This is a genomic window from Paenibacillus sp. Y412MC10, assembly GCF_000024685.1.
GTDB classification, from domain to species: Bacteria; Bacillota; Bacilli; order Paenibacillales; family Paenibacillaceae; genus Paenibacillus_AQ; species Paenibacillus_AQ lautus_A.
In genome coordinates, this window is sequence record NC_013406.1 from 6,336,336 (window position 1) to 6,360,467 (window position 24,132).

Sequence of the window (24,132 nt, forward strand, 5' to 3'; positions counted from 1 at the left end):
GTCCATTATACATCGTTATGCTGCGGATTTCGATAGCCGCATTAATTCCATGAATGTCAGCGTGCTTATGGACAGAACCATTAAACATCGGTTGATTTTGCGGGATGCCGCTCCTCTTGATCGATGGGTTTCTTTTTTTCAAGGAGAACGAGCAATGCCGGCAGCAAAAAGCCGCGAATGATAAACGTATCCATAAGAATGCCCACCGCCACGATAAATCCGAATACGAACAGCACCTCGACCGGCTGCGTCATTAAAACCGCAAAGGTAGCAGCAAGAATAATACCGGCGGATGAAATGACTCCGCCTGTGCTCGCAACCGAAATTTCTACCGCTTTGGCAAGCGGGTATTTCCTGCGCTCTTCCAGAAATCTGGAGATCAGAATGATGTTATAATCGATGCCTAGTGCGACCAGGAATACAAAGGAATAGATCGGAACCCGGTTGCTGATGGAGTCGATACCGAACAGCATCTGCGTAAGAAACATCCCTAGACCAAGTGCTGCCAGAAAGGACACCAGGATCGTCCCGACCATGTAAAGGGGGATACGGATCGATTGGGTCATCACGATAAGGAGAATCAGAATCATGATCGTCTCAAGGATCACAATGACCACCAGATCCCGGTTATTGACCAAGCGATCATCCACTTGGGATGCCGTTTCCCCGGCAAAGTACAGCTTGCCCTCCATCCCGCTTTGCTTAACCAACTCCTCCGCGCGGTCACGAATATCGCTCAACGCATCCATCGAGCGGGTATCGTAAGGACTTTCGTCGAACGTAAGGCTGTACCGCACAGCGTCACCAGAATCCGTCATTCCGTTCATCCGAATGTTTGCGACAAGCGGTTGCCCCTCCAGAATAGCCATCAGTTCCCGGATGTCGTCCTCTTTCATTGGACCTGCAGATTCGAACAATACCGTGGTAGGAGCTAAATCGCCTTTATCGAACCCACTCTCCAACGCCTCATAGCCTACTCTCGATGACATGTCCTCTGGAAAGGATTTGATGTTGTCAAAGGAGTAGTTCAAATTGAATAGATTGCTAATCGATAATAGTAAAATGATGCCCACAAGAATAACGGATTGTAAAGGTCTCTTGACTACCAAGCGACCGATACTCCCCCAGGCGGAGCTTTGCGCTACTGTCGGATCGCCGACTTTCGGAATTTTTGGCCAGAATGATCTTCTTCCGAACAAGGTAAACAACGCAGGAATCAGTGTCACGGACGCCAGCATGATAACAACCATAGCCGTCCCGAAAATCGGAGCGAAATTCCGATATTCTCCATAGTTCGCGAAAAAGAGGATCAGCATGGCAGCCAGCACGGTACCGCCCGAGAAAAATACGGGCAGGCCAACTTCTCTCATCGCTGACTTCATCGCTTCATATTTGTTGTCGCAGCGTTTCAGTTCCTCCCTGAACCGGGAAAACACAAACAGCGAATAATCGATGACGGCCGCGAACAACAGTATCATCATAATGGACAAAGATTGATTGTTTAGGAGAAGCCCCGCTTTCCCCAATAGCCCAAGCGATTGGTTGACCACTTCATAAACAAAAGCGACGGCCAGCAGCGGAATGAAGGCCAGCAAGGGCGAGCGGTAAATCACGATCAGGAGGACCAGCACCAGTCCCACCGTTGAAAGAAGGAGAACCACATCCGCTCTTGAGAACAGATCCAGCGAATCAGCCGAGATTCCGGCAGGTCCCGTAACGTACACAGCCAGCCCCGAGCTGTGCTCAACCTCATCCTTGATCTTGTTAAGGATATCCCTAAGCTCCTTGGATTCCAAAGAAGAGACAAACTGCATAGGGATAGCTACTGTCTTCCTATCCTTCGAGTAAAGGCTTTCCCATGCCTGCGGCGGCAGTTTATCCAGCGGAACAGACTCTTGTATGGCCTCTTGATGGTTATGCTCGATCCCTTCCATCATCTTTTGGATTTCTGCTTGATCAATCTCTCCTTGTTTAGATTGAAAGACGAATACGGCCGGCATGCTGTCTTCGTCCGGGAAATATTCACCAAGTTTATCTTTGGCAATTACAGACGGCATGTCTTTAGGAAGCGAGTCTATTCGAGTGACCTCGTATTCTTTGGCGCCTGGAGCAAGGGCACCCAGCAGCATTGCGGCAGCAAACCAAATGATCAGGGTAACCCACATCCCTTGTCTTGTCGCCACGCGGTCGGTTAGCCAGTTTAACCATGACTTCACGGGTAATCTTCCTCCTTCACATCAATCTGAGGGCCGTAATCAGAACGACCCCGAGGGCGAGTACAGCCGAACTGATAATCGTTGTCCGATAATACCCAAGTAACGAAGACTTTTTGTCAACATTAACGGCTTTAGATATTTTGCGGCTCAACACGCTGAGGACGATAATGCTGAGCAGCACAATCATCGAACCTGCCATCTCCATCAAAGACAAGTAGAACGGAAGATTGCCCCTTTCAAATTGACTGATCATGTAAGATCCGCTGAGTACAATCATAATGGAGCTGGGAAGAATGACCCGGTTAACGATTTTGCGGATTTGATCGCCCGTTCGAAGTGCGTCCCCCTTCTTGATCATGCCTGTCAACAGTAAACCAAAGCTAAAAAAAGCCCCTATCCACAAAATAATTCCTGCAATGTGGATAAAATAAGAAAGCTCATACATTAGGAAACCCTCACTTTCATCGAGTAGTGGTATTTAGCTGCAAGTGACACATGTGTCACTTTGGAGATAGAATCGCTTCTATTCCCGCGTTGAAGACAATGACTCCAATATGACATAAGTGTCACTTTTATGAGCGTCATGGAAATCATGCTTCCTTGTGTCACATGGACAGTATCCCGCAAAGTGACACAAGTGTCAATTAATTATTTTTGTAGATTCCGTGACAAATCATCAGCTGAATAGCATCTAGCCACTCTGTTTTGGGGAGGCCCTCATGATTGGGGATATTGATCGTTTGGAATATCATCCCCAGGACCAACTGATCCGGAAGCCCGGGATTCAGCAGATCTTCGTCCCGCCCCTGCTTAATAAAACCCTGAAATCGTCCATACATCTCCATATGGAGTTTCTCCAGCAGTTCTTTATTCGATCTGACCTTATCGCCCGCTTCGGCCGGTATCTGTTGATTCATACCAAGTATCTGGTGGATGTTGCTATGTTTATGGATGATGTTCAGCAGTTCCCTTAGTTGCTTCTCAAAGCCCTCAGATTTCTCAAAATCCCCCAGATCCTTCAAAAATCGACGCATTTCATATACCATATAGTCCATAATAAATTCTTCTTTATTCTCGTAGTATTTATAAATCGTTCCCCTGGCTACCTTCAACCGGTCCGCCAGCATGCCGAACGTGAACCCTTCATATCCATGCCGCAGCAGCAGGTCCTTCCCCGTTTGAAACAATAACTGCGTTGAAAATTTCCGTTCCCGTGCCATCTGCTCACCTCTTACGAATAAACGACTCTTTAGCTAAGGATAGCTAAAGAGCCCGTAAGGTGCAACCACCATCTGTTGCGACAGGTCCTAACACGTCAAATCGCGAAGAAAGCACGATTCCTTCCGGCAACTTGATGTTAACTCAGGTATCGGGCTCGATCGCCAAATAAGCGCTGACCAAATTTGCACGCAAATAAAAAACGAAGCAGCCGTCAGGACACGCTGCTTCGTTATGAAGGTAAACTTCCCACGAATTCATCAAAAGCTTAGAGCCTATACCGGCTGTACGTATTCGAGCGGAGATACCCGGCCATAGGACGCCTTCGCACCTTGAATCGGTGCCGCCCAAGCCACGGCATTGGCAATCACCTGCTGAATTTCAGGCTGGTGATAGGTAGGGAACGCTTCATGACCCGGTCTGAAATAGAAGAGCTTGCCGCGTCCGCGCTTGTAGCAGCAGCCGCTGCGGAACACCTCGCCGCCTTCGAACCAGGAGACAAACACCAGCTCATCCGGCGCCGGAATCTCAAAACGCTCCCCGTACATTTCCTCCTGCGGAATCTCGATATACTCACCGAGCCCGCTGACGATCGGATGGCCGGGATCGATGACCCACAACCGTTCCTTCTCGCCGTCGTCGCGCCATTTCAGCGCGCCGGTGTTCGTGCCGAGAAGGCGCTGGAAAATCTTCGAGCCGTGGCCGGAATGCAGCACGATGATCCCCATGCCGTCCAATACGCGCTGGCGCACTTTTTCCACGATATCATCCCGTACTTCACTGTGCGCCACATGCCCCCACCAGATCAGAACGTCCGTTGAAGCGAGCACGTCGTCCGTCAATCCGTGTTCCGGATCATCCAGCACGGCGGTGCGTACGACGAACTGTGCATCCTTCCCCAGAAAATCGGCAATCGTCCGGTGGATGCCTTCGGGGTAAATCTTCGCGATCTGTTCATTATGTCTTTCGTGCCGGTATTCGTTCCATACCGTTACATTGATATTAGCCAAGGATGGCGGCCTCCTTTAAATTGAAATCCAAAGACCTCTTATACATTCACCCCAAGTATAGGCTGTGTTACAATGAACGGGAATGTGTGAAAGTTACTCTTTTTGTACAAAAACGACTTCGCGTTTTTTAAGGAGAGAGGGTGGAACTCGTGCTATCGATGAACGCTGACTATGTGCCTAGAATCAAACTGATGGGCTTCGTCTCCTATAAGAACCCCTGGATTCATTTCAAACGGAACACCCACGAGCATATTCTGTATTTCGTGAAGAGCGGCGAGCTTCATATGCGGGAGAACGGCGAATCCCATGTGCTCCGAAAAGGCGACATGCTGGTGCTTGAGCCGCATCTGGACCATGAGGGAACCCAGAAGCATCCCTGCGACTACTACTATATTCATTTTGAGCATCCCGATATTCAGCAGGCGCCCGAACGTCCCTTGTCCCTGCTGGCCAAGCAGTGGATCATGAGCGAGAATCAGCCGGCAGGCAAGGATGACGGCAGGCCGCTGTACTTTCCGAAGACATGCACGTTAACCCAAAGAAAAAGTCTTCATCACATGTACCATGCCCTCAGTGAAATGCTGCAGCTTTACAGAAGAAAGCACTTTAACCGCAGTTTGACCGCGCTCAAATTCATGGAAATGCTGATCGAGCTGTCCCGCGAAAGCCTGTTCGATGAACTGGAGAAGAACAGCCCGCACACCAAGTCCTATATGAAAGTGCATGCGCTGCTCGACTACATCCACGAACATTATGCCGAGAAAATCATCAGCTCGGATATCGAACAGCGCTTCGAATGCAACTATGACTATATCAATCGGGTGTTTGCCAAACTCACGGGCCATACGATCATGCGATACGTGAATCAGGTCCGGATCAATCATGCCAAAGAGTTAATCGAGGCCACCCATCTCAGCTTCGGGGAGATCGGATATCTGACCGGCCTGGATGATCCCTTTTATTTCAGCAAGGTGTTCAAAAAATACGTCGGCATGTCGCCGAACCAATACTATAAGCAGGTTCGCGACAAGGAATAAGGCGGGGGACCTGTGGCCAGCGTCCGGCATCATGGTTGGCGCATCGTGGATAAGTTATAGCGAACGTTCCGGGCGCCCCTCCTTCCTTGGGGATAACCCGCCGCCCCACCAAGTTAATAGGAAGTTATCCTTGCACTTCTCCACATTTGTTCACAAACGCTGGATAACTCCCCTGGAATCAGGGAGCAAAATGCAGCTTGCGCTGAAAGAATGGGGATGATGTTCATAACTCTGTGTATAAACGAAATTATGACTAGGTTATGCACAGTTCATGCTGACTCCATTCGTTTTATAGAATGCAATTATCCACGTCCGGAGATTTGGATTTTTTCGCATATTCCGGGACAGGATCATTCTTTTATTTGCGCCCGTAGTCTGCCTTAATCTCTCCCCAGCTCTTCGTTTGCCATTTCAGCACCTTGTTCTCGTATGTATTGGTTCGAAGCCAGTGCTCGGCCCGGTCCACGAGATCCCAAATCTCTTTGGTTGACGCGTCGCGCGGCAACGTGGAGACCACCTTCTTCTGCTTCAGCCATTTGAGCGCATTCATGGAATCGCTGTACACCGTTTTGGTGCTGCCGATTTTCTTCAAATAAGCCAGCGCATGGACGATCGCCAGGAACTCGCCGAGATTGTTCGTCCCCTTCTGGATCGGCCCGCACGAGAACAGAATATCCCCCGTCTGCGTATCCACGCCTTTATATTCCACCGGTCCCGGGTTTCCCCGCGTTCCCACATCCACGGAGATGCTGTCATAATCAATCTCTCCCGGATCCTCGGCCGCGGAGCTGCTGCTGCGCTTAAAGCTCTTGCTCTTGGAGCCCGAGCTGCTTGATCCGCTTCCGGACTGCGCCCAGTAATTTTTATACCCTGCCGCATAGGCCTGTTCCGCTTCGCTTCGGGATTCGAACGCCTTGAATTTCGCACCTGTAAATTGGTTCACCTGCTGCTGGCATTCGCCCCAGCTTGTATAAATTCCGGGTACTTTGCCTACCCAGACTACGTAATATTTTTGCTTTGCCATCATAAACCTCCATCCTGAACTAACCTCTCTAGCGTACTATATCACATCCTCCGAAACCAACAAAAAAAGCGCCATCGTCTCCGATCCGCTTTCTATGTTTGACCTTATTCAATTGTTCCTGTTTCGTCGGCTTCACTCTCACATGCTGTGACAGGGCGCTATAATCCTCGTTGGTCTTTCTCATCGAGACGGCTGACCATATGCCGGCGCGTTCCGCTTTGCGGAGCGCTTTTTGCGTTTTGGTACGGGCCATGAGGCTCACACTCCTTCTATTATAGAACTCCCTATATTGTACGGCAAAATTGAAGGGAATGGAACCCGAGCCGCTCGGGCTCCGCCACCCATTTGACCCCCGTTTATTCCCATCCCTTAAATGTGAGGATTTTATCTCGGTATTGTACTTCCACTCCTTCATGCGTCCGGTATTTCAGTGCATCCAGCTTCGCTGCGGCGTCCGTCTCCGTCTCATCGCTGCCGATCGTGACCTTATCCTGTTCCACGGCGGTGATGATCCAGGCCCCCTCCGTCTTGTCTAGAGAATACCTGCGGTTCATTTGAGTCAGCGTTTTTCCTTTCAGTTCCCTGGATTCCGATGCATATACAAACACCTCCCCACTTTGTTCACTCTCATAAGGGTCCGAAATGCGAATCGCGGCCTTCTCTTCGTTCATTCCCATTGATTTGACCAGCCCCCGCATATGCTCCTTATGCTTTTCGTACTCTTCGGCGGACATTCCCATCATGTCGCTTGCACGATATTCCTTCTCGTTATATCCGAAAATAATCCGGTCGCTCATAGCCTGCATGTAAGACTCGCTGACAATCCCGTCCACCTCGGCCAAATATGCCGGATAATCCATTTGAAAATGCAGCAGCTTATATTCCGCCGGCTCCAGCTTCTCGACCTGGTTCACAATCTGCTCCCGTTCGTTCTCCGACAAGCCCGAGCCGCCGCAAGCGGACATTCCCGCAACCGATAATACGATCAACCCTAATAGTAGTAGTTTTTTCATGTTCCGGCCCATCCTTAAATCCTCTCCCTCCTGTAAACCTATGATATAATACGGAATCATTGGAGAATAGATCCAATTATGATAGGAGAGTGTACCGATGAAACTGGAGCGGCTCATATCCATGATTTACATGCTGCTGAACAATGAGATTCTGTCCGCGTCAGCCCTGGCAGAGAAATATAACGTGTCCCAGCGAACCATCTACCGCGACATCGATGCCATCTGCGCCGCCGGCATTCCGGTCGTATCCTATCAAGGGGTAAACGGCGGATACGGCATTATGGAGCAATACAAGATGGATAAAAGCCTGCTCGGTTCCTACGATGTCAGCGCCCTGATCACCATCCTGCACAGCATGTCTACGGTGTTCGAGGATGAACGGGCCCTGGATACGATTCAGCGCCTGCAGACCATTGACCGTTCCGCCAACACCGCTTCGCAGGGATTGTCCATGGATATCGGGAGCTGGCGGTCTTACAATGAAATCCTTCGTCTTCTTCGCCGCGCCATTACGGACAGGCATGTGATCTCCTTTCAATACATAAGCGCCAAGAATGAACGCATTTATCGAAAAGTCGAGCCCCTGCGACTCATGTATAAATTCGGATCCTGGTACTTGTACGGCTTCTGCAGAACGAGGAACGATTACCGCGAATTCCGGATCTCGAGAATGTCGGAGCTGTCCCCCTCCGCCGAGCCCTTTATGCGCCAGCACTCCGAGGAGCATACGCACGGACCTCAGCTTCAAGAGCAACATCCATATGGGCGGAGCGAACGGCATAACTGGGAATCATCGCCCGATGCCGTAGAAGTCGTGCTTCACGTGTCCCCCGGAGCCCTGGCCAAAGCCATGGATCAATTCTATGACGTACAGCGGGAATTTCATGAAGACGGCTCCCTCCGTCTCACGTTCAAGGTCAATGATCCGGATTCCTGGTGGTTCTGGTCTACCCTGCTGAGCTTTGGCGAGGAGATCGAGATTGTGGAGCCGGCCGACTTAAGGATCCGCATGCAAGCCAAATTAGAAAAAATGCTGCAAGTGTACGCAAAAGTATGACAGTCCGCTGTCATACTTTTTTATTTACAATGTTCCCAAGAAGGAAGATAACACGAAGCCAAAGGGGACGATCTTAATGAACTATCCTGTAAAAATGTATGAATACCATGTATGGGCCAACCAGGCCATATTCAACCGTCTGCTGGAACTTCCGGGCGAATTGTACAATCGGACCATCACGAGTATCTTTCCGACCGTATCGGAAGCGTTGATTCATATCTACACGGTGGATCTCGGCTGGATGAACATTTTATCCGGGAAGGACATGAGCTCTGCATTGGCTGAGGCCTACCAGCTTCGGGAAGAGCTTGAAGCGATTTCGCTGGAAGACCTGAACCTGCGGTTTATCGAATTGTCGGATCGATACGCTGCGTTTCTCCGCCAGCAGCCTGACCTGGAGCGGATGATCCGATTGGATAATCCTTATGCCGGCATCCGGGATACCCGTCTATCCGAGATCGTGCTGCATGTCGTGAACCACGGCACTTACCATCGTGGAAATATTGCCGCCATGCTGCGCCAGCTCGGAAGCTCCTCCGCGATGACCGATTACGCTTTTTTTTGGTACCAGAATAAACCGGAGCCCGCCTTCGCCTGATGGTGCTCAGAACAGCCGCGGAAGTCCAGGATCTCTGAAATTCCATGCCGGTATCTGCCCGACAAAAACCAAAAAGCCTGCTTCAGAAACCCGGTTCCGAAGCAGGCTTTCTATCCTACATCCCGTTTATACGCTTGTTACAATTTGCGACCTTCCGTCAATCGCACCCAGAAGCCGCCTTTGAAGCTTTTCGGTTCATGGGAGATAATGAACGCTTGCGGCGACATTTTGGAAAGTGACTCCATCAGCCGCCGCTCATTCTTCCGTTTCACAAGCACTTGCAGCACCAGCCGCTTGCCATCCTTGCCGTCCGCTTCCCAAGCGGTCACGCCGTATCCCTTCTCCCGCAGGTTCATGGCCAGGTTCGTCTCAACGGAATTGACGATCACCTGCACCACGATGTATCCGAGTGCCAGATACTCTTCAATTCGGCTGCCGGCATACACGCCTAGCCCAAAGCCCAGGCAGTAGGCCGCCATATTAAAGGGATTGTCCAGATTTTGCAGGACGAGATTGAGGCCGAGCAAGTACACGAATACCTCCAGCATGGCCAGAAGGGAAGCTATCCCTCTCCTGCCTTTGATCATCAGAATCAGCCGCAGCGAAAAAATCGAGACATAAACCACGTTGATGCCGATGATGGAGCCGATCAGCGACAGCGAGATCATAGAGAATCACGGGTGGCGATATACTCCGGTCTTGGCTTCTGGCCCGAATACGGCTGCTTGACCTTGTTCTCCACGCTGTTATGGACCATGAATATATTGCTTCGCGGCATCGGCGTGATGTTGCTGTTCGAGCCGTGCATAATGTTGCAGTCAAAAATCACGATCGAGCCCGCCTTGCCGACCGGCGTGTCGATCCCGCCCTCCTTCACCATCCGCGTCAGGCTGTCATGATCCGGAACGCCGTACTCCTGCTTGCGCAGGGAATCCTTGAAATGATCCTCCGGCGTTTGGCCGATGCAGGCCACGAATTCCTTATGCGATCCGGGCACCACCATAAGGGGACCGTTATAAGGATAGTTATCTTCCAGGGCAATGGAACAGCTTAGCGCTCTCATGCGCGGCATGCCGTCCTCGACATGCCACGTTTCGAAATCGGAGTGCCAGTAGAACTCCTTGCCCGTAAATCCCGGCTTGTAATTAATCCGGGATTGATGGATATACGTCTCGCTTCCCAAGAGGTATTCCATGATTGCCAGGAGCCTCGGATGCTGGGAGAGCTGCTTGAATACTTCATGGCTCTCATGCACCGCAAATACCGACCGCACTTCGTCTCCGCCGGGCTCCCGGATCACTTCATCTTTCTCCGATTCCCGTGCCGTTATTTGCAGCCTGCGAGCTTCTTCCTGATATCGCGAAAGCTCCTCCCGATCAAAGAAGCCTTCCAGAAATAAATATCCGTTGCGCTCGTAGAAGTCGGATTGCTCCTGCGTTAGGGGCGCATCCGGCGTCCACTCCGAATGTACGACCGGATCCTGCCTTTTTAAGATCCGGGGCTCCGCATGCACTCTTGAAGGGTAGACGTCCATTTCTTTTTCCTGAAGGGCCGACGCATGATTCTTACTCATCGCATATCATCTCCTTAATCCGTAATGGGGGCAAGCAGCGGGTAGGTTCCTTCCTCATCGTGAACTTCCGCGCCGGTTAACGGCGGATTGAATACGCAGACCATCCGCATCTGCGAACGGGCTCTCAAATAATGCTTCTCGTGTCCGTCCAGCGCATACATCATGCCAGGGGTGATGGGATAGGTCTCGCCGCCGACAACCTCGATTTCTCCCTCCCCCTCGATGCAGTACACGGCCTCGACATGGTTTTTGTACCAGATCAGCGTCTCCGTTCCGGCCTTGATCAGGGTGTCGTTAAGAGAGAAGCCCATGCCGTCTTTGGTCAGCAGCAGCCTTCTCGAATTCCATGTCGTTGTATCGATGTCGTCTTTCGTATCCACGATTTCTTCCAAATGTTTAACGATCATGACAACCTCTCCTCTGCAGCTAATTGTTTCATGCTGTTCTCAAAAATCCCCAATCCCTCTGCCAGCGTGTTCATTTCAATGGTCAGGGGCGGCATCAGCTTGGCAACTTCGCTATGCGGTCCTGACGTTTCCATAATCAGTCCTTGTTCAAAGGCGATTTCGGATAGTCTTCCTGCGTGCTCCGGCTTATCAAAGGCTACCCCCTGGATCATGCCCCTGCCGCGGATTTCGCCCTTAAGCCGGGGATAATCCCTCACGACGTCTTCGAGCGATTGGCGAATCCGATGTTCGCGAATGCCGATATCGAGCTGAAAATCCTCCGTCTTCCAATAACTCAGCGCTTCGGCAGCGGCAACGAATCCGAGATTGTTGCCCCGGAAGGTGCCGTTATGCTCTCCCGGCTCCCAGATGTCGATCTCCGGCTTGATCAGCGTGATGGCCATCGGCAAGCCGAAGCCGCCGATCGATTTCGAGAGGCACACGATGTCCGGCTCGATGCCCGCATCATCGAAGCTGAAGAACGAACCGGTTCTGCCGCAGCCCATCTGGATATCGTCCAGAATGAGCAGCATCCCCTTATCCTTGCAGATGCGCGCCAGCTTCTGCAGCCATTGGCGGCTGGCGGCGTTCAATCCGCCTTCCCCCTGAACCGCCTCGACGATGACCGCTGCCGGCAGCGGAATGCCGCTTCCCGGATCATCCAGAAGCTTCTCCATATATGCCATCGTATCCACGTCGCTGCCAAAGTAACCGTCATACGGCATAAATACCGAGTGGCTCAGATCCACGCCGGCGCCCTGGCGCTTGAAGGCATTGCCGGTCACCGCCAGCGATCCCAGCGACATGCCGTGAAAGGCATTCGTGAAACACAGAACGGTGCTGCGCCCCGTCACTTTTCTGGCGATTTTGAGCGCGGCCTCCACGGCATTGGTTCCGGTCGGTCCGGGAAACATCACCTTGTGATCCCACCCGCGCGGCTTCAGAATAATCTCCTGAAAGCGGGTCAGAAACGTTTCCTTCGCTCCCGTAGCCATGTCCAGGCTGTGCGTAACGCCGTCCTGCAGGATGTAGTCGACCAGCTTTTCGCGAATCCTCTCATTGTTGTGCCCGTAATTCAAGGCGCCGGCGCCGGCAAAAAAATCAATGTATTCATTGCCCTGCGTATCCCACAGCTTGGCATTCCGGGCTTTGTCAAAGACCGTCTGAAAGCTCCGGCAATAACTTCTCACTTCCGATTCCAGCTTGTTAAACACGGTAAGCTTCGGTTTCTCCATGACTTGGTTGTCCATAGTTCCCTCCATTTGTTTAAATGTCATTGAAAAAGGGGCCAATCACGAATAACGGCTCATCTTCATGTGTCGTACCATCCGGAAACATCTCTGCTCCATAACCCACCGTTACGGTGCTCGGAATGGATTTCTCCTCGGCATAACCGAGAAACAGTCGGCGTGATGCCATATTGCTGGGCGATACCGTCGTTTCAATGAAACGGACGCCATGACAGGCCTTCTGGTTCATGAGGCCTGTAAGCATCGCCTTCGCGATCCCCTGCCTCCGGTGCGAGCTTGCAACCGCCACCTGCCATACAAAGAGCGTCTCCGGATTGCGCGGAGAACGGAAAGCGGAGATAAAACCGACGATGTCTCCTTCATGCTCCGCAATCATGCAGGTATCGTTGAAGTAATCCCCTAGCAGCATGTAGCAATAAGGCGAGTTCAGATCAAGCGATCCGGTGTCGCGTATGAGCTCCCATACCCGGGTGCCGTCCCGCGCCTCCGGTCTTCGGTAAACCACTTCGGTTCCGGTATCCACAGCCATCTACATAAACACCTCTTTCCAGACTAATTTCCGTTCGAGCGGAACCGCTGCAGAAAGCTCTGCAGCCGCTCGCTCTTCGGATGATCGAATATTTCCTCGGGTGTTCCTTGCTCAACGATCCTGCCGTCGGCTCCGAAGATGACCCGGTCCGCGATTTCCTTCGCAAAATCCATCTCGTGCGTAATCAGCATCATGGCCATTTCGCCTTCTTCGGCGATTTCCCGGATCACCTCCAGCACCTCGCCGACCAGCTCAGGATCCAGCGCCGAGGTTACCTCGTCAAACACCATCACCTTCGGCCGCATGACCAGCGCTCTAGCGATGGCGACGCGCTGCTTCTGGCCTCCCGACAAATTGGACGGGTGCATCTTCAGCTTATCGGCCAAACCGACCTTGCCCAGCATCGAGACGGCCCGCTCCTCCGCTTCCTCCTTGGACAACCCCAGCACCTTGCGCGGGGCTTCCGTCACGTTGCGAAGCACATTCATGTGCGGGAACAGATTGAAATGCTGGAAGACCATGCCGACGTTGCACCGCATCCGATGCAGATGCTTCTCGTTTGCCCGGACCAGCTTGCCCTTCTCCTCCATATGCCAGAGCAGCTCGCCATCAACCTCGATGATCCCCTCGGTCGGTTCCTCCAGCGTCATCAGCATCCGGCCCATCGTCGTTTTGCCAGATCCGCTCGGACCGATCACGGCCACCTTTTCTCCCGGCTGCATCTCCAAATCGATGCCCTTCAGCACCTGCAGGTCGCCATACGACTTGGTCACGCCCGCAAATTTCACGATCGGCTGTGAACCCGTAACGGGATTTCTTTCCCGCTCCGGCTTCTTCGCCTCTTCAGCCTGCTCATCGATTACAACGGCATTCAATAGACTCCCTCCTTATTTTCCACGCTGCAAATTCAAACGCTTCTCCAGCCTTTGCACCAGCAACGACGCGATATAACTGATGATCAGGAACAGAATCCCGACCAGCGTGTACGGTTCGAAAGCGCGAAATGATTGCGACACGATATTTTTGGCTGTCAGCATCATCTCGACCAGCGTAATGGCGCATAGAATCGGCGTTTCCTTAAACATGACAATCAAATAATTCCCCAGCACCGGGATGATCGGCGGCACCGCTTGCGGCAGTATAATGCTCCGCCAGGTCTGGGATTTCGTGTAGTTCAGTGCGGTTGCGGCTTCCCACTGTCCTTTCGGCACCCCTTCAATCCCGGAACGGTACACCTCCGACAGATACGTGCTGTAATGCAGCCCCAGGCCGATGACCCCCGCATAGAAGGCCGGAATCGAAATGCCAGTCAGCAGCGGCAAGCTGTAATACAGGAAGAACACCTGTACCAGCAAGGGGGTATTGCGAATAAATTCTATGATTCCTTTGGTGATGAGTGACAAGGGCTTAAATTTGCTCCGCGCGGCAAAGGCAAGCAGCAGTCCGATAATCAATGCCACCACAAAAGCACAGAGCGTGACCCATACCGTCATTTTTAATGCGCTCAGAAGCTGCGGCAGTATTTCAAACACATATTTCCAATCCCACATCCGCTACAGCCTCCCCGCGGTCAGTTTGCGCTCCAGCAGTCGAACCGCCATCGAGACGAGCGTGGCGATGACAAAATACATGAAGAGCAGCAGCACCAGAATCTCGGTCGTCCAGGAGATGTAATTGTTGCGGAGCACCATCGCCTGATACGTTAAATCCGCCATCGTGATGAAATAAACGAGCGAGGTGGATTTGATGAGTTCCACAAGTTGATTCCCGAACGGGGGAAGCATTCGCAGGGATGCTTGGGGCAGTATAACGTTCCACAGCCTCTGCCAAGGCTTCATATTAAGCGCCACGGCAGCTTCCCACTGTCCTTTCGGAACGGCCAGCACCGCGCTGCGAACAATCTCGGAGCCGTATGCGCCGAAGTTAAGTCCGATCGCGAGAATCGCCGCCAGCATTTTCGGAAGCTCGATGCCGATGAACGGAAGGGCAAAATACAACCAGAAGAGCTGCACCAGCAAGGAGGTTCCCCGAAAGATTTCGACGTACACGGCCGTCGCCGTGCGGACGATCCAGAGCTTCGACAGCCGGCACAATCCGGCTGCAAAGGACATCGCGATAGCCAGGATGGCTGAAAAGAACGCGACGATAATCGTGATCTCTGCTCCTTTGAGCAGCGTCGGAAGAAAATCGATCCAAGAATTCGGCATACTATTCCCCGCAGAGCGCAGCGGCTGTCATCTCACCCGGGAGCTCTTCTTCCGTGAACCCGAACTCTTGCAAAATTTCCAGCAGCTCGCCCGACTCCTTCATCTTTTCAAGCTCGGCATTATAAGCCTCCTGGAACTCGGTATCCGCTTGGCGGAAAGCCGTAGCCCCGTAACCGCGAACGCTTTCGCCGTCGATGACCGGCTGCTCGAAATCAGCCACGCGTTCGATGCTGTCGTCGCTGGCTGAATCCAGCATCGCCTGCAGGGACGGCCCCGTCATGGTAATCGCCTGCACCCGATCGGCCTGGAGGGCGCTAATCGCCGAAGCCTGGTCAGGGACCTGTACGATCCGGTCCGCAGGAATGCCCGACTTCTCCATGTAGCCGATTTCGACCGCACCGGTCATGACGGCCACCTTGGCCTGCTCATTCTTGGCAATGTCCTCATAGCTTCCAAGTTCCATCGGATTCCCTTGCTTTACCGCAAGGGCTTCCCCGATGCTGTACTCCGGATTCGCGAACAGGACGGCAGAGCAGCGGTCCGGATTAATGAACATGCCTGCCGTGATCAGATCAAACCGATCGGCCTGCAATCCGGCGACCAGCGAACCGAATTCCGTTAGCTCCCCTCTCATCTCCTTGATGCCAAGACGCTCCAGAATAACGCGGGCAATCTCAACCGCTTCGCCCGTGAGCTCCCCATTGGCTTCTTTGTAGGCATACGGTTTCTCGTTCGCAAACCCTACGGTGATATATCCCTGCTCAATGGCTCGATCCAGCGTACTTCCTTTGTCGCCGCAAGCCGCGAGCAATACCACCATCATCACGGACAACACCAGCACAACCACTTTCTTCAAAACCTTCCACAACCTTTCGTAATAGCTTTTCACTTTCTTAAAAAAACGGCATGACGAAATTATCCGTGTTAGCACATGTGTTAACTTGGATAAATAGACATTCAGATACCCGTGCATGGGACGAGGCTTCAGGGAAGATGATTCATCCGCTTCCTTGCACGCTTTGACCCAATGCCGTCTGACTGATTCAATTCGTTCCACAATTGCAGGCGCTGCCCCTCCTCCGTAACAGAATGCAAAAAGACCACCAAACAGGGGATCTAGACATAGCTCCGCCAGCAGGGGGTCAAAAAATAGAGAAAAGGCCCCTATAGAGAATAAAGGGCCTTTTGTATGAACATCCATTATGTATGCAAGACCCATCCACTGCTGACGAGGTTAGCTGACGGACTCGGGTAAGATGGTACCCTACACTCGTGAATTCCAAGTGACTCGCCCCTGGTGAAACTGGTTCCCCCGCTTTCCGGAATATGTATGCCGGAAACTAAGCGTGTGTTCATGATAAAGGGAAGCTCAGGAAAAGTCAAACCCCTTTAACCGCTTTTTCTGGAAATTCAGAAGTAAAAAACACCGTTTTTGCAACGAGAATATTGAGCCTTTTGAACACTTTATTTAAGGCTGTCCATACACCGGATTGGTCATGGAATCCATGCTCCATTTTCCGCTATATAGCAGGCATTTGACGGGTCTTGCGGAAATCGTTCATGCCATATATGTTTTATGCCATGAATGAGCCCCGGATCAGGAAGTCTGCCCGTATGAAATACGGGACCGAAAAAAAATTTTTGAAACACTCCATAATAAGTCTGATAACAACGCCTGGAATGACTTGAAAAAAAGCCCCGATGCTTAGCATCAGGGCTTTTCTCATCATACCGCGGTATAGCCGCCATCCACCAGCAGGCTCGTGCCCGTAATGAAGGAGGCATCTTCACTGGCGAGGAACAACACGGCTTTGGCCACTTCTTCCGGCTGTCCCAAACGGCCCATCGGATGAAGGCCGACCAGGTGCTGCGTGATCGCTTCCGTTCTTCCCTTGATCAGCGGCGTATCGATATATCCCGGACACACGGCATTGATTCGGATTCCTTTGGAGGCATAGTCTGCGCTGAGCGACTGGGTTAACAGCTTGACGCCTCCCTTGGCCGAAGCATAGGCGGTTACCCCTGCTTTTCCGACATGGCTATGGATCGAGCCGCAGTTTACGATTGCCCCTCCGGTTCCTTGGGACAGCATTTGCTGAATAACATATTTATCGCACAGGAAGACCCCTGTCAGATTAATATTAATCGTTCTCTGCCAGTTATCCATCGTTAACTGATCGGCAGGAGCATCATGGGCAATGCCTGCGTTGGCAAACAATACATCGACACGGCCAAAATGCTGCACCGTCTGATTCACCATATTCGTGACTTCCTGCTCTTGGGTTACATCCGTTTTGACGAACAGCGCTTCAAAGCCGGCTCCTCTCAATTCGTCGGAAACCGCTTGGCCCTGGTCGGAATAATCCGCGATAACGACCTTGGCTCCCTCTTTTGCAAAAAGTCTGACTGCCGCTTCGCCAATCCCGCTGGCGCCCCCCGTCACGATGACAACCTTGGAATCAAATTTCATGCGTTGATCACTCCTATGTTGTAAATTCATCAACCGGCTATCCATTCATGTAGAATAGGCAAATACCGACCATGATATTCCAATACCCCGTTTCCTAATGAATGACCAGCAACCTATCGAAGAAAAAGAATGTTCGCTAAAAATAGTCGCAAAGCAATAACCCTATTCAAGCTCAAGCCCTGTCAGACCGGACGCTCAATCGTAAACATCTCTCCCAGGGTCGAATAGATATTTCCTGCCATGCGGCTCACAGGTTTCAACTTCGATGCGTCAATCCGGCCATGCTCGTAGAGCTCCTCGGACACGTGAAATCGGACGACGCGGGCAATCAATAGATCAGCGGCAGGCAGCTGATCCGCGCCATCCAACGTGACGACCTGCTCCAGCACGCATTCCATGCGGATCTTGGATTGCAGAACGCCGGGAACCTTTACAACGTCACTAACGACCGGGGTTAAACGGGTTCGGTCAAGCTCACTTTCGTCCGGAGGCAGATTCGCCGCCGTTTCGTTCACGGCTGCAACGGTATCTTCATCCACGATGTGGATGACAAGCTCGCCGCTCTGCATGGCATTTCTCGCCGTGTCCTTAGGTGCACTGTTCTTTCGCTGAACGGAAACCGACAGCAAAGGGGGATTGCTCGACACAATGGAAAAGTAACTGAACGGCGCCGCATTCAGCACGCCATCCGCCGATAATGTCGTAACGAAAGCGACCGGACGCGGAACGACGCTTCCAATCAGCAGCTTGTATGTGTCCCGTTCGCTTTGGGTATTCGGGTCAATGGATATCACTTGAGTTGCCCCTCTCCAGTATTTTTGACTTGTATAGGCTCCAACCCCTGCTCGATTCGGGCACGCTCCGGTTCGAACCAGGCAGGAAGCTTTAATTGTTCCCCCAGCGAGTGCAGGTCTTCGTCCACCGTAAATCCGGGCGGATCGGTTGCGATCTCAAACAGGATCCCCCCACGTTCCCTGAAATATAACGCTTTGAAATAGTTACGGTTCCTGATATCCGTAGGGCGAAATCCCTGCTCCTTCACCCATTCATGCCATTTGCCGTGCTCCTCATCATTTTGGGCCCGCCATGCGATATGATGGGTCGTTCCGGCACCTCCGGCTCCCAAAGGAATATCCCGCATCGGCAGATCAATCACGTTGCCGAAGGGGCCCGCAGCTTGAAACCGGGCATAATTGACGTCCTCTCCAATGTAGGTCAGTCCCATGACGTTCTCCAGCGCCTTCTTCGTTTCCTCCCATTTGCTGCTGAACAGAACCGCGCCGCCGAATCCCTTAATGGCTGTATCCGGAGTTATATCGTCCACGGACCAGCTGTTATTCGGACCGCCTTCCCGCTCCACCAACTCTAGCGAAAGCCCGTCCCGATCGGAGAATTGAAGATATTGTTCGTTAAACCGGAAAGCCTTCATGACGGGAACGCCAAAGCTCCGCAGCCGCTGTTCCCAATAAGGCAGGGCCCCTACAGGAACCGCAAAGGTCGTATATCCTGCCTGTCCTCCTCCACGCAGCCCTCTTCGCGAAGCGGAGGAAGGGAAGAAAGTGATGATCGTTCCGGGTTGTCCTCCCTCATCCCCGAAATACAGATGATATACCTCGGGCGCATCGTAATTCACGGTCTTCTTTACCATTCTGAGTCCTAGCACGCCTGTATAAAAATCAACGTTCTTCTGCGGATCCTGCGCATAAGCGGTAATATGATGAATGCCTGCCGTATGTAATGTCATATCCCATCTCTCCCTCACCGTTTCGTGTCGAAACCCTTTATTTCCGTTCATGATCCGTTTTGCATGATGGATGAGCCATAAACCATAAATAATTAAATAATCTTTAAATTTAATATCTTTATTTTAAGATTATATAATTTTCTTATCGTTGTCAAGCTCCTGTGCACCCCAAATATATAAAAAGCCGCCAAGAACGATTCCTCGCTCTTGGGCGGCTTTAATATGCGGCTAAAAGCCGTCTCCCTATCCCACGGCTTAAGCCTTTTTCCATTTCTCCTTAAAGAACAGCTGGTACACTCTGGTTACGATAATTTTAATGATCATATAGATCGGTACGATCAGCAGAATTCCGATAATCCCGCCAAGATCCTGCCCTACCAGCACCAGGATAATGATGGTAATGGGATGGATCGCCAGCTGTTTGCCGAAGATATACGGACCAATCAGGTTATCCTGAATCTGCTGGGCCGCCAGAATGACGACAAGGGACCAGATCGCGGTTCCCGGGGACTGAATAAAGCCGATAATCACGATCGGGATCGCGGATAGAATGGCGCCGATAAACGGTATGAAATTCGCGATGACCGCCACGACCGTCAACAACAGCGCATAAGGCAGGCCGATAATCAGGAATCCGATATACATCAAAACCCCCAGCGCCAAATTGACGAGAACCCGGCCTACGATAAAGCCTTTGAGTGCATTGTTGATTTCATCCAGCACCGAGGCTCCCTCGCCCTTGAATCGGTCAGGCAAAAAGCTGACCACCATCTTCCCGAATTTCCCGCCTTCCTTCAGCATGTAATACAGGAGAATCGGGAACGTAAACAATACGATGGCAAAATTCGACACGAACGAGAACAGATTCATAATATAATTCGTCAGGAACGTGAAGCCTTGATTCAAATAATCGGTGAGCTGTGTAAGCGGGTTGGCGTTCTCCGGAAAAATATCCTGGAAAAAGCCGTTATTCTCCAATTCCTGAAGCTGCTCGCCAAGCTTGGCAAACAAGGCTGGAGCGTTCTGTACGAGAGCCACGATCTGATCGCGCAGCGATGGCCATACGCCCAGGATAAAGCCGGTAAGGATGCCCGCGAACACGACATACAGGAGCAGGATGGCCAGCGAGCGATTTAGCTTGCGTTTTTCGAGGAGATCAACCAGCGGTCTGAGCAGGTAATAGAAGAATCCCGACAGCATCAACGGCACGAGGATGATGGAGAAGAACGAAAGTACGGGTCTGAATATAAAATCCACCAGCGATCCCAAATAAATGATGGTCAGCACCAGGATCACGGCAAGACACAATTTGAAAAACTTGTTCATTTTCAGCAAAAAGCATGCCCCTTCTCCTATTTTTTCACCATCGTATCATGACAACGAGTACGGATTCAAATGGCTCCTTCTATATTCGTTACAAGAGGCCTTATCCTAGCCGCCAACGTTTTAGGACCTTTCGGTTTCACTCCATGCCGCCGATATATACTTCTTCTAACGCCTCACGTATAATATGAAGGATTGCTAGGGCAAGGCTATAGTGTAGGAGGATATCATAAACATGCATGTTACATCCATCATTCTTGGTCTGATCATCGTTCTGAATATCGTGTTCTCCATGTTCGTGGTTTTCAGGGAACGGCGGGATGCCGGCTCCACCTGGGCATGGCTGCTGGTGCTATCCTTTATCCCGATTCTGGGCTTTGTGCTGTACTTGCTGTTCGCCCAGAATTTAAGAAGAATCCGTCTCTTTCATTGGGACGATCTGCAAAAAACCGGCATCGAGAAAGTATTGCTGTCCCAAATGGAAGGGATGAACAACGGCGAATACCCGTTTACCAATCAAGCGGCGGCGGACAACAGCGATTTGATCCATATGCATATCAATGAGAACCAGGCGATCCTTACGGACGACAACCATGTTGAAATTTTTACGGATGGACGCAGGAAGTTTGAACGGTTGTTTCAGGATATCGAGGAAGCCAAAGACTATATACATATTCAGTACTACATTATCCGCCGCGACGAGCTTGGCAAGAAGCTAATCTCCCTGTTGACCCAAAAGGCTAATGAAGGCGTGAAGGTCCGTGTTCTATACGATGAGCTGGGATCGCGTCAACTAACCAAAGGCTTCTTCAAGGCATTCCGCGAAGCCGGCGGAGAAGCCGAGGCCTTCTTCCCGTCCAAGCTGCGCTTCATTAACCTGCGGCTGAATTACCGGAATCACCGAAAGCTGGCGATCATCGACGGCAATATCGGGTATGTCGGCGGTTTCAACGTCGGGGACGAGTACCTGGGCCTCAACTCCAGGTTCGGGTATTGGCGGGATACGCATCTGCGCATCCAAGGCGAGGCCGTTTATGCGATGCAGGTTCGCTTCATTCTGGACTGGAATCAGGCTTCGCATCATAACGATATCACTTACGAATCGAATCTGTTTCCCAAGATCAATTCGCCCGGCAATGTCGGGATTCAGATTGTTACCAGCGGTCCGGATTCCCGATATGAACACATCAAGAACGGTTATATCAAAATGATTTCGTCCGCCAAGAAATCGATTCATATTCAGACGCCTTATTTTATCCCGGACGCCAGCCTCCTGGATGCACTGCGTATTGCGGCGCTTTCCGGCGTAGAGGTGCATCTGATGATTCCGGATAAACCGGATCATCCCTTCGTGTATTGGGCTACCTTATCTTATATCGGGGAAATGCTGGGTACCGGGGCTAATGTGTATCTCTACAATAATGGCTTTATTCATGCCAAGACGATCATCATCGATGAGAAGATTTCATCCGTGGGCACGGCGAATATCGACGTTCGAAGCTTCAAGCTGAATTTCGAAGTGAACGCATTCCTGTACGATGAGCATATATCGAAACAGTTGACCCACATCTTCCACCAGGATCTGCGGGTATCCAGCCAGCTTACGATGAAGCAGTATCTGGAGCGTTCACGGTGGATCAAGTTCAAGGAGTCCATCTCCCGCCTGTTGTCGCCTATTCTATAGGACAACCCCGAGACGCTGCCGTATCATTTAGCAATCCAGAAGAAATGTGAGGGCCAGAGACCATTTATACTAAAACCAAGGAAAACGAATCGATCATATTAAAACCTGGGAAGGATGTTGAACGTGGCTAAACTGACACCGTATATTTTCTCTGAGGATGCAAAAGCGCAGGCTGAATTTTATACCCAAGCACTGGGAGGGGAAATCTTATCCGTGCAAACCCATGGCGAGGTTCCCGGAACCAAGGAAGAATTGAAAGACAAGGTTATGCATCTGAGTCTGGTAGCCGGAGGAATCCCGATCTTTATGTCGGACTCGATCTTCCAAACCCTGGAGCGTGGGAACGGAATTCATCTAAGCCTGTCGTTTGAGAGCGATGCCGAAGCCCATGAAGCTTTTGACCGCTTGGCCGAGGGCGGCAAGGTGATTGATGCGCTGAAGACTCAATTCTGGGGAGCGCTGTTCGGGGTGCTGGAAGACAAGTTCGGCGTGTTATGGCAGGTCACGACGGAAGTCCAAGCCAATTAATCTTAGAAAAGGCCCTTCAAGTTTGGCTTGAAGGGCCTTTTTTGCGTTCAGTCCTTATTCTCTAATCGATCGCTGACCTCGTATAGACGCAGGGATAATTCATCCCCTTGGGCATTGCCTAAAATATCGCCGTATCGACTACGCAGATTGTTCCAGCACTCGTGTATTACTTTCTCAAGAGCCTTTCCTTTATCGGTCGTATAGATCAGCGACATCCTTCCTTCCACCCGATTGTATACCAGCCCTTTAGCGGCCAGCTTCTCAATCAGTCGGGTTACGGTGGATGGCTGGAGGTGAAGAATTTCGCCTAATTCCTTCTGCGAGATTCCTTCCTTCTCATATACAGCCATAAGCAGATATGCATACGTAGGCGACAATCCGCTTGCGGCAAACTCGTCTTCGGCCATCTTGGTAATGACCCGGCTAAGGCGATTGGCTGTGAAGTAAAGGCATTCCTTGATATACGTATTGAGCATAACGGTTACCTCTTTCGCTGAAGTTCATCATGTTGAAACACCACATATTGTTTGCACATACAAATATAGTGGATTTCGAAATAAAAGTAAAGCGGCAGTTTCCCCCCGTCTCTTGGAGTCATCTGCCGCTTCATTCTATTAGGATATGTCGTTCAGGTTGCGATCCTGCTTAGGATAACGCTGCTTTATTCAACATGGCTCTGATCCATGTACATGACTTCCCATAGATGTCCGTCCGGATCCTGGAAGCTCCATCCGTACATAAAACCGTGATCCACCGGGTCGTTGGAAGGCGATCCCCCAGCAGCCAGCGCAGCGTTCACGATGTCATCCACCTGCTCCCGGCTTTCTGCCGACAGCGCCAGAATCACTTCCGTTGTGTTGGCCGCATTCGACAGATCTTTCTTGGTGAACGTCTTGAAATAATCCTCGGTGAGCAGCATGGCAAAGATGTTATCGCCTATGACCAGGCAGGCCGCATTCTTATCCGTAAACTGCTCATTAAACTCAAAACCGATTTTCGAGAAAAAGTCTTTCGTTTTCTCCAGATCCTTAACCGGAAGATTCACAAAAATATTATCGATTTTCAATGCCATCTACGATCACCTCATCCATTTGATAGATTCATCTTAGCATGGGCAGCGGCATGGCATTTCTTTTCGCTTGCTATGTTCAAGCCAGTATTCGTCCAATTCCGTGAAAAACACATCCGTAAAATGGCCTCCGCTC

27 protein-coding genes and 1 riboswitch are annotated in these 24,132 nt (G+C 51.2%); of the genes, 5 read left to right on the plus strand and 22 right to left on the minus strand.

Translation table 11 applies throughout. The annotated features are described in order from the left end of the window. Positions 1 to 80: 80 nt before the first annotated feature. The 4 genes from GYMC10_RS27980 to GYMC10_RS27995 form a co-directional block, all read right to left on the minus strand. Positions 81 to 2,216 carry an MMPL family transporter gene (locus GYMC10_RS27980; protein WP_015737562.1) on the minus strand — a complete coding sequence of 712 codons (2,136 nt, stop codon included), beginning with the start codon at positions 2,214 to 2,216 and terminating at the stop codon, positions 81 to 83. 16 nt (positions 2,217 to 2,232) lie between these two features. Next, a complete protein-coding gene (locus tag GYMC10_RS27985; protein ID WP_015737563.1) occupies positions 2,233 to 2,661 on the minus strand; it encodes a hypothetical protein in 429 nt (142 codons plus the stop codon). A gap of 199 nt (positions 2,662 to 2,860) precedes the next feature. After that, on the minus strand, positions 2,861 to 3,436 hold the full coding sequence (locus GYMC10_RS27990) for a TetR/AcrR family transcriptional regulator (protein WP_015737564.1): 576 nt from the start codon (positions 3,434 to 3,436) through the stop codon (positions 2,861 to 2,863). 273 nt (positions 3,437 to 3,709) lie between these two features. Then, positions 3,710 to 4,444 carry a ThuA domain-containing protein gene (locus tag GYMC10_RS27995; RefSeq protein ID WP_015737565.1) on the minus strand — a complete coding sequence of 245 codons (735 nt, stop codon included), beginning with the start codon at positions 4,442 to 4,444 and terminating at the stop codon, positions 3,710 to 3,712. Between the two features lie 149 nt (positions 4,445 to 4,593). Between GYMC10_RS27995 and GYMC10_RS28000 the strand changes: the two genes are divergently transcribed. After that, positions 4,594 to 5,481 carry an AraC family transcriptional regulator gene (locus tag GYMC10_RS28000; protein ID WP_041622269.1) on the plus strand — a complete coding sequence of 296 codons (888 nt, stop codon included), beginning with the start codon at positions 4,594 to 4,596 and terminating at the stop codon, positions 5,479 to 5,481. Between the two features lie 358 nt (positions 5,482 to 5,839). Here the strand turns inward: GYMC10_RS28000 and rnhA are convergent, their stop codons facing one another. From rnhA to GYMC10_RS28015, 3 genes are all read right to left on the minus strand, one after another. Beyond that, the gene (gene rnhA, locus GYMC10_RS28005; RefSeq protein ID WP_015737567.1) at positions 5,840 to 6,505 is read right to left on the minus strand and encodes a ribonuclease H; all 666 of its coding nucleotides are present in this window, start codon (positions 6,503 to 6,505) and stop codon (positions 5,840 to 5,842) included. A gap of 28 nt (positions 6,506 to 6,533) precedes the next feature. Then, positions 6,534 to 6,758: a hypothetical protein gene (locus GYMC10_RS28010; RefSeq protein ID WP_009589514.1), complete on the minus strand. Its 225-nt coding sequence runs from the start codon at positions 6,756 to 6,758 to the stop codon at positions 6,534 to 6,536. Positions 6,759 to 6,861: 103 nt separating this feature from the next. Continuing rightward, the gene (locus GYMC10_RS28015; RefSeq protein ID WP_261979455.1) at positions 6,862 to 7,518 is read right to left on the minus strand and encodes a hypothetical protein; all 657 of its coding nucleotides are present in this window, start codon (positions 7,516 to 7,518) and stop codon (positions 6,862 to 6,864) included. Positions 7,519 to 7,615: 97 nt separating this feature from the next. Between GYMC10_RS28015 and GYMC10_RS28020 the strand changes: the two genes are divergently transcribed. Together GYMC10_RS28020 and GYMC10_RS28025 are read left to right on the plus strand one after the other, a co-directional pair. After that, a complete protein-coding gene (locus GYMC10_RS28020; protein ID WP_015737569.1) occupies positions 7,616 to 8,575 on the plus strand; it encodes a helix-turn-helix transcriptional regulator in 960 nt (319 codons plus the stop codon). Between the two features lie 76 nt (positions 8,576 to 8,651). Next, positions 8,652 to 9,173: a DinB family protein gene (locus GYMC10_RS28025; protein ID WP_015737570.1), complete on the plus strand. Its 522-nt coding sequence runs from the start codon at positions 8,652 to 8,654 to the stop codon at positions 9,171 to 9,173. A gap of 137 nt (positions 9,174 to 9,310) precedes the next feature. Here GYMC10_RS28025 and GYMC10_RS28030 read toward each other — a convergent pair whose 3' ends face one another. The 13 genes from GYMC10_RS28030 to GYMC10_RS28090 form a co-directional block, all read right to left on the minus strand. Then, complete coding sequence (locus GYMC10_RS28030) at positions 9,311 to 9,841, minus strand: DUF2179 domain-containing protein (protein WP_015737571.1); 531 nt, start codon at positions 9,839 to 9,841, stop codon at positions 9,311 to 9,313. Then, a complete protein-coding gene (gene thpD, locus GYMC10_RS28035) occupies positions 9,838 to 10,746 on the minus strand; it encodes an ectoine hydroxylase (protein ID WP_015737572.1) in 909 nt (302 codons plus the stop codon). The genes GYMC10_RS28030 and thpD overlap by 4 nt, the downstream gene beginning before the upstream one ends. Positions 10,747 to 10,760: 14 nt before the next feature. Beyond that, entirely contained in the window at positions 10,761 to 11,153 is a 393-nt protein-coding gene (locus GYMC10_RS28040) for an ectoine synthase (RefSeq protein ID WP_009589551.1), read from the minus strand. Then, positions 11,150 to 12,442 carry a diaminobutyrate--2-oxoglutarate transaminase gene (gene ectB, locus GYMC10_RS28045; protein ID WP_015737573.1) on the minus strand — a complete coding sequence of 431 codons (1,293 nt, stop codon included), beginning with the start codon at positions 12,440 to 12,442 and terminating at the stop codon, positions 11,150 to 11,152. The genes GYMC10_RS28040 and ectB overlap by 4 nt, the downstream gene beginning before the upstream one ends. Before the next feature lie 16 nt (positions 12,443 to 12,458). Continuing rightward, the gene (gene ectA / locus GYMC10_RS28050) at positions 12,459 to 12,971 is read right to left on the minus strand and encodes a diaminobutyrate acetyltransferase (protein ID WP_015737574.1); all 513 of its coding nucleotides are present in this window, start codon (positions 12,969 to 12,971) and stop codon (positions 12,459 to 12,461) included. A gap of 23 nt (positions 12,972 to 12,994) precedes the next feature. Further along, positions 12,995 to 13,846 (minus strand): ectoine/hydroxyectoine ABC transporter ATP-binding protein EhuA, encoded by an 852-nt coding sequence (gene ehuA / locus GYMC10_RS28055; protein ID WP_015737575.1) that lies wholly within the window; start codon positions 13,844 to 13,846, stop codon positions 12,995 to 12,997. Between the two features lie 12 nt (positions 13,847 to 13,858). Beyond that, positions 13,859 to 14,521 (minus strand): ectoine/hydroxyectoine ABC transporter permease subunit EhuD, encoded by a 663-nt coding sequence (ehuD, locus tag GYMC10_RS28060; RefSeq protein WP_009589563.1) that lies wholly within the window; start codon positions 14,519 to 14,521, stop codon positions 13,859 to 13,861. A gap of 3 nt (positions 14,522 to 14,524) precedes the next feature. After that, positions 14,525 to 15,178 carry an ectoine/hydroxyectoine ABC transporter permease subunit EhuC gene (gene ehuC, locus GYMC10_RS28065; RefSeq protein ID WP_015737576.1) on the minus strand — a complete coding sequence of 218 codons (654 nt, stop codon included), beginning with the start codon at positions 15,176 to 15,178 and terminating at the stop codon, positions 14,525 to 14,527. Between the two features lies 1 nt (position 15,179). Then, positions 15,180 to 16,034, minus strand: a complete 855-nt coding sequence (gene ehuB / locus GYMC10_RS28070) for an ectoine/hydroxyectoine ABC transporter substrate-binding protein EhuB (protein WP_085981253.1) — start codon at positions 16,032 to 16,034, stop codon at positions 15,180 to 15,182. A 354-nt stretch (positions 16,035 to 16,388) separates the two neighbouring features. Further along, a riboswitch (cyclic di-AMP (ydaO/yuaA leader) is annotated at positions 16,389 to 16,535 on the minus strand. Positions 16,536 to 16,904: 369 nt separating this feature from the next. After that, positions 16,905 to 17,648: an SDR family NAD(P)-dependent oxidoreductase gene (locus GYMC10_RS28075; RefSeq protein WP_015737579.1), complete on the minus strand. Its 744-nt coding sequence runs from the start codon at positions 17,646 to 17,648 to the stop codon at positions 16,905 to 16,907. Between the two features lie 182 nt (positions 17,649 to 17,830). Beyond that, positions 17,831 to 18,442 carry a flavin reductase family protein gene (locus GYMC10_RS28080; protein WP_015737580.1) on the minus strand — a complete coding sequence of 204 codons (612 nt, stop codon included), beginning with the start codon at positions 18,440 to 18,442 and terminating at the stop codon, positions 17,831 to 17,833. Next, positions 18,439 to 19,392, minus strand: a complete 954-nt coding sequence (locus tag GYMC10_RS28085; protein ID WP_015737581.1) for a ring-cleaving dioxygenase — start codon at positions 19,390 to 19,392, stop codon at positions 18,439 to 18,441. The genes GYMC10_RS28080 and GYMC10_RS28085 overlap by 4 nt, the downstream gene beginning before the upstream one ends. A 255-nt stretch (positions 19,393 to 19,647) precedes the next feature. After that, on the minus strand, positions 19,648 to 20,727 hold the full coding sequence (locus GYMC10_RS28090) for an AI-2E family transporter (RefSeq protein ID WP_015737582.1): 1,080 nt from the start codon (positions 20,725 to 20,727) through the stop codon (positions 19,648 to 19,650). A gap of 223 nt (positions 20,728 to 20,950) precedes the next feature. Here GYMC10_RS28090 and cls point away from each other — a divergent pair, with 223 nt between their 5' ends. Beyond that, on the plus strand, positions 20,951 to 22,399 hold the full coding sequence (gene cls, locus GYMC10_RS28095; protein ID WP_015737583.1) for a cardiolipin synthase: 1,449 nt from the start codon (positions 20,951 to 20,953) through the stop codon (positions 22,397 to 22,399). A 123-nt stretch (positions 22,400 to 22,522) separates the two neighbouring features. Further along, positions 22,523 to 22,927, plus strand: a complete 405-nt coding sequence (locus tag GYMC10_RS28100) for a VOC family protein (RefSeq protein WP_015737584.1) — start codon at positions 22,523 to 22,525, stop codon at positions 22,925 to 22,927. A 47-nt stretch (positions 22,928 to 22,974) separates the two neighbouring features. On the opposite strand, the gene GYMC10_RS28105 is transcribed toward GYMC10_RS28100, so the two are convergent. Both GYMC10_RS28105 and GYMC10_RS28110 read right to left on the minus strand, forming a co-directional pair. Then, positions 22,975 to 23,403, minus strand: a complete 429-nt coding sequence (locus GYMC10_RS28105) for a MarR family winged helix-turn-helix transcriptional regulator (RefSeq protein WP_015737585.1) — start codon at positions 23,401 to 23,403, stop codon at positions 22,975 to 22,977. A 185-nt stretch (positions 23,404 to 23,588) separates the two neighbouring features. Beyond that, a complete protein-coding gene (locus GYMC10_RS28110) occupies positions 23,589 to 23,999 on the minus strand; it encodes a VOC family protein (protein WP_015737586.1) in 411 nt (136 codons plus the stop codon). Between the last annotated feature and the right edge of the window lie 133 nt (positions 24,000 to 24,132).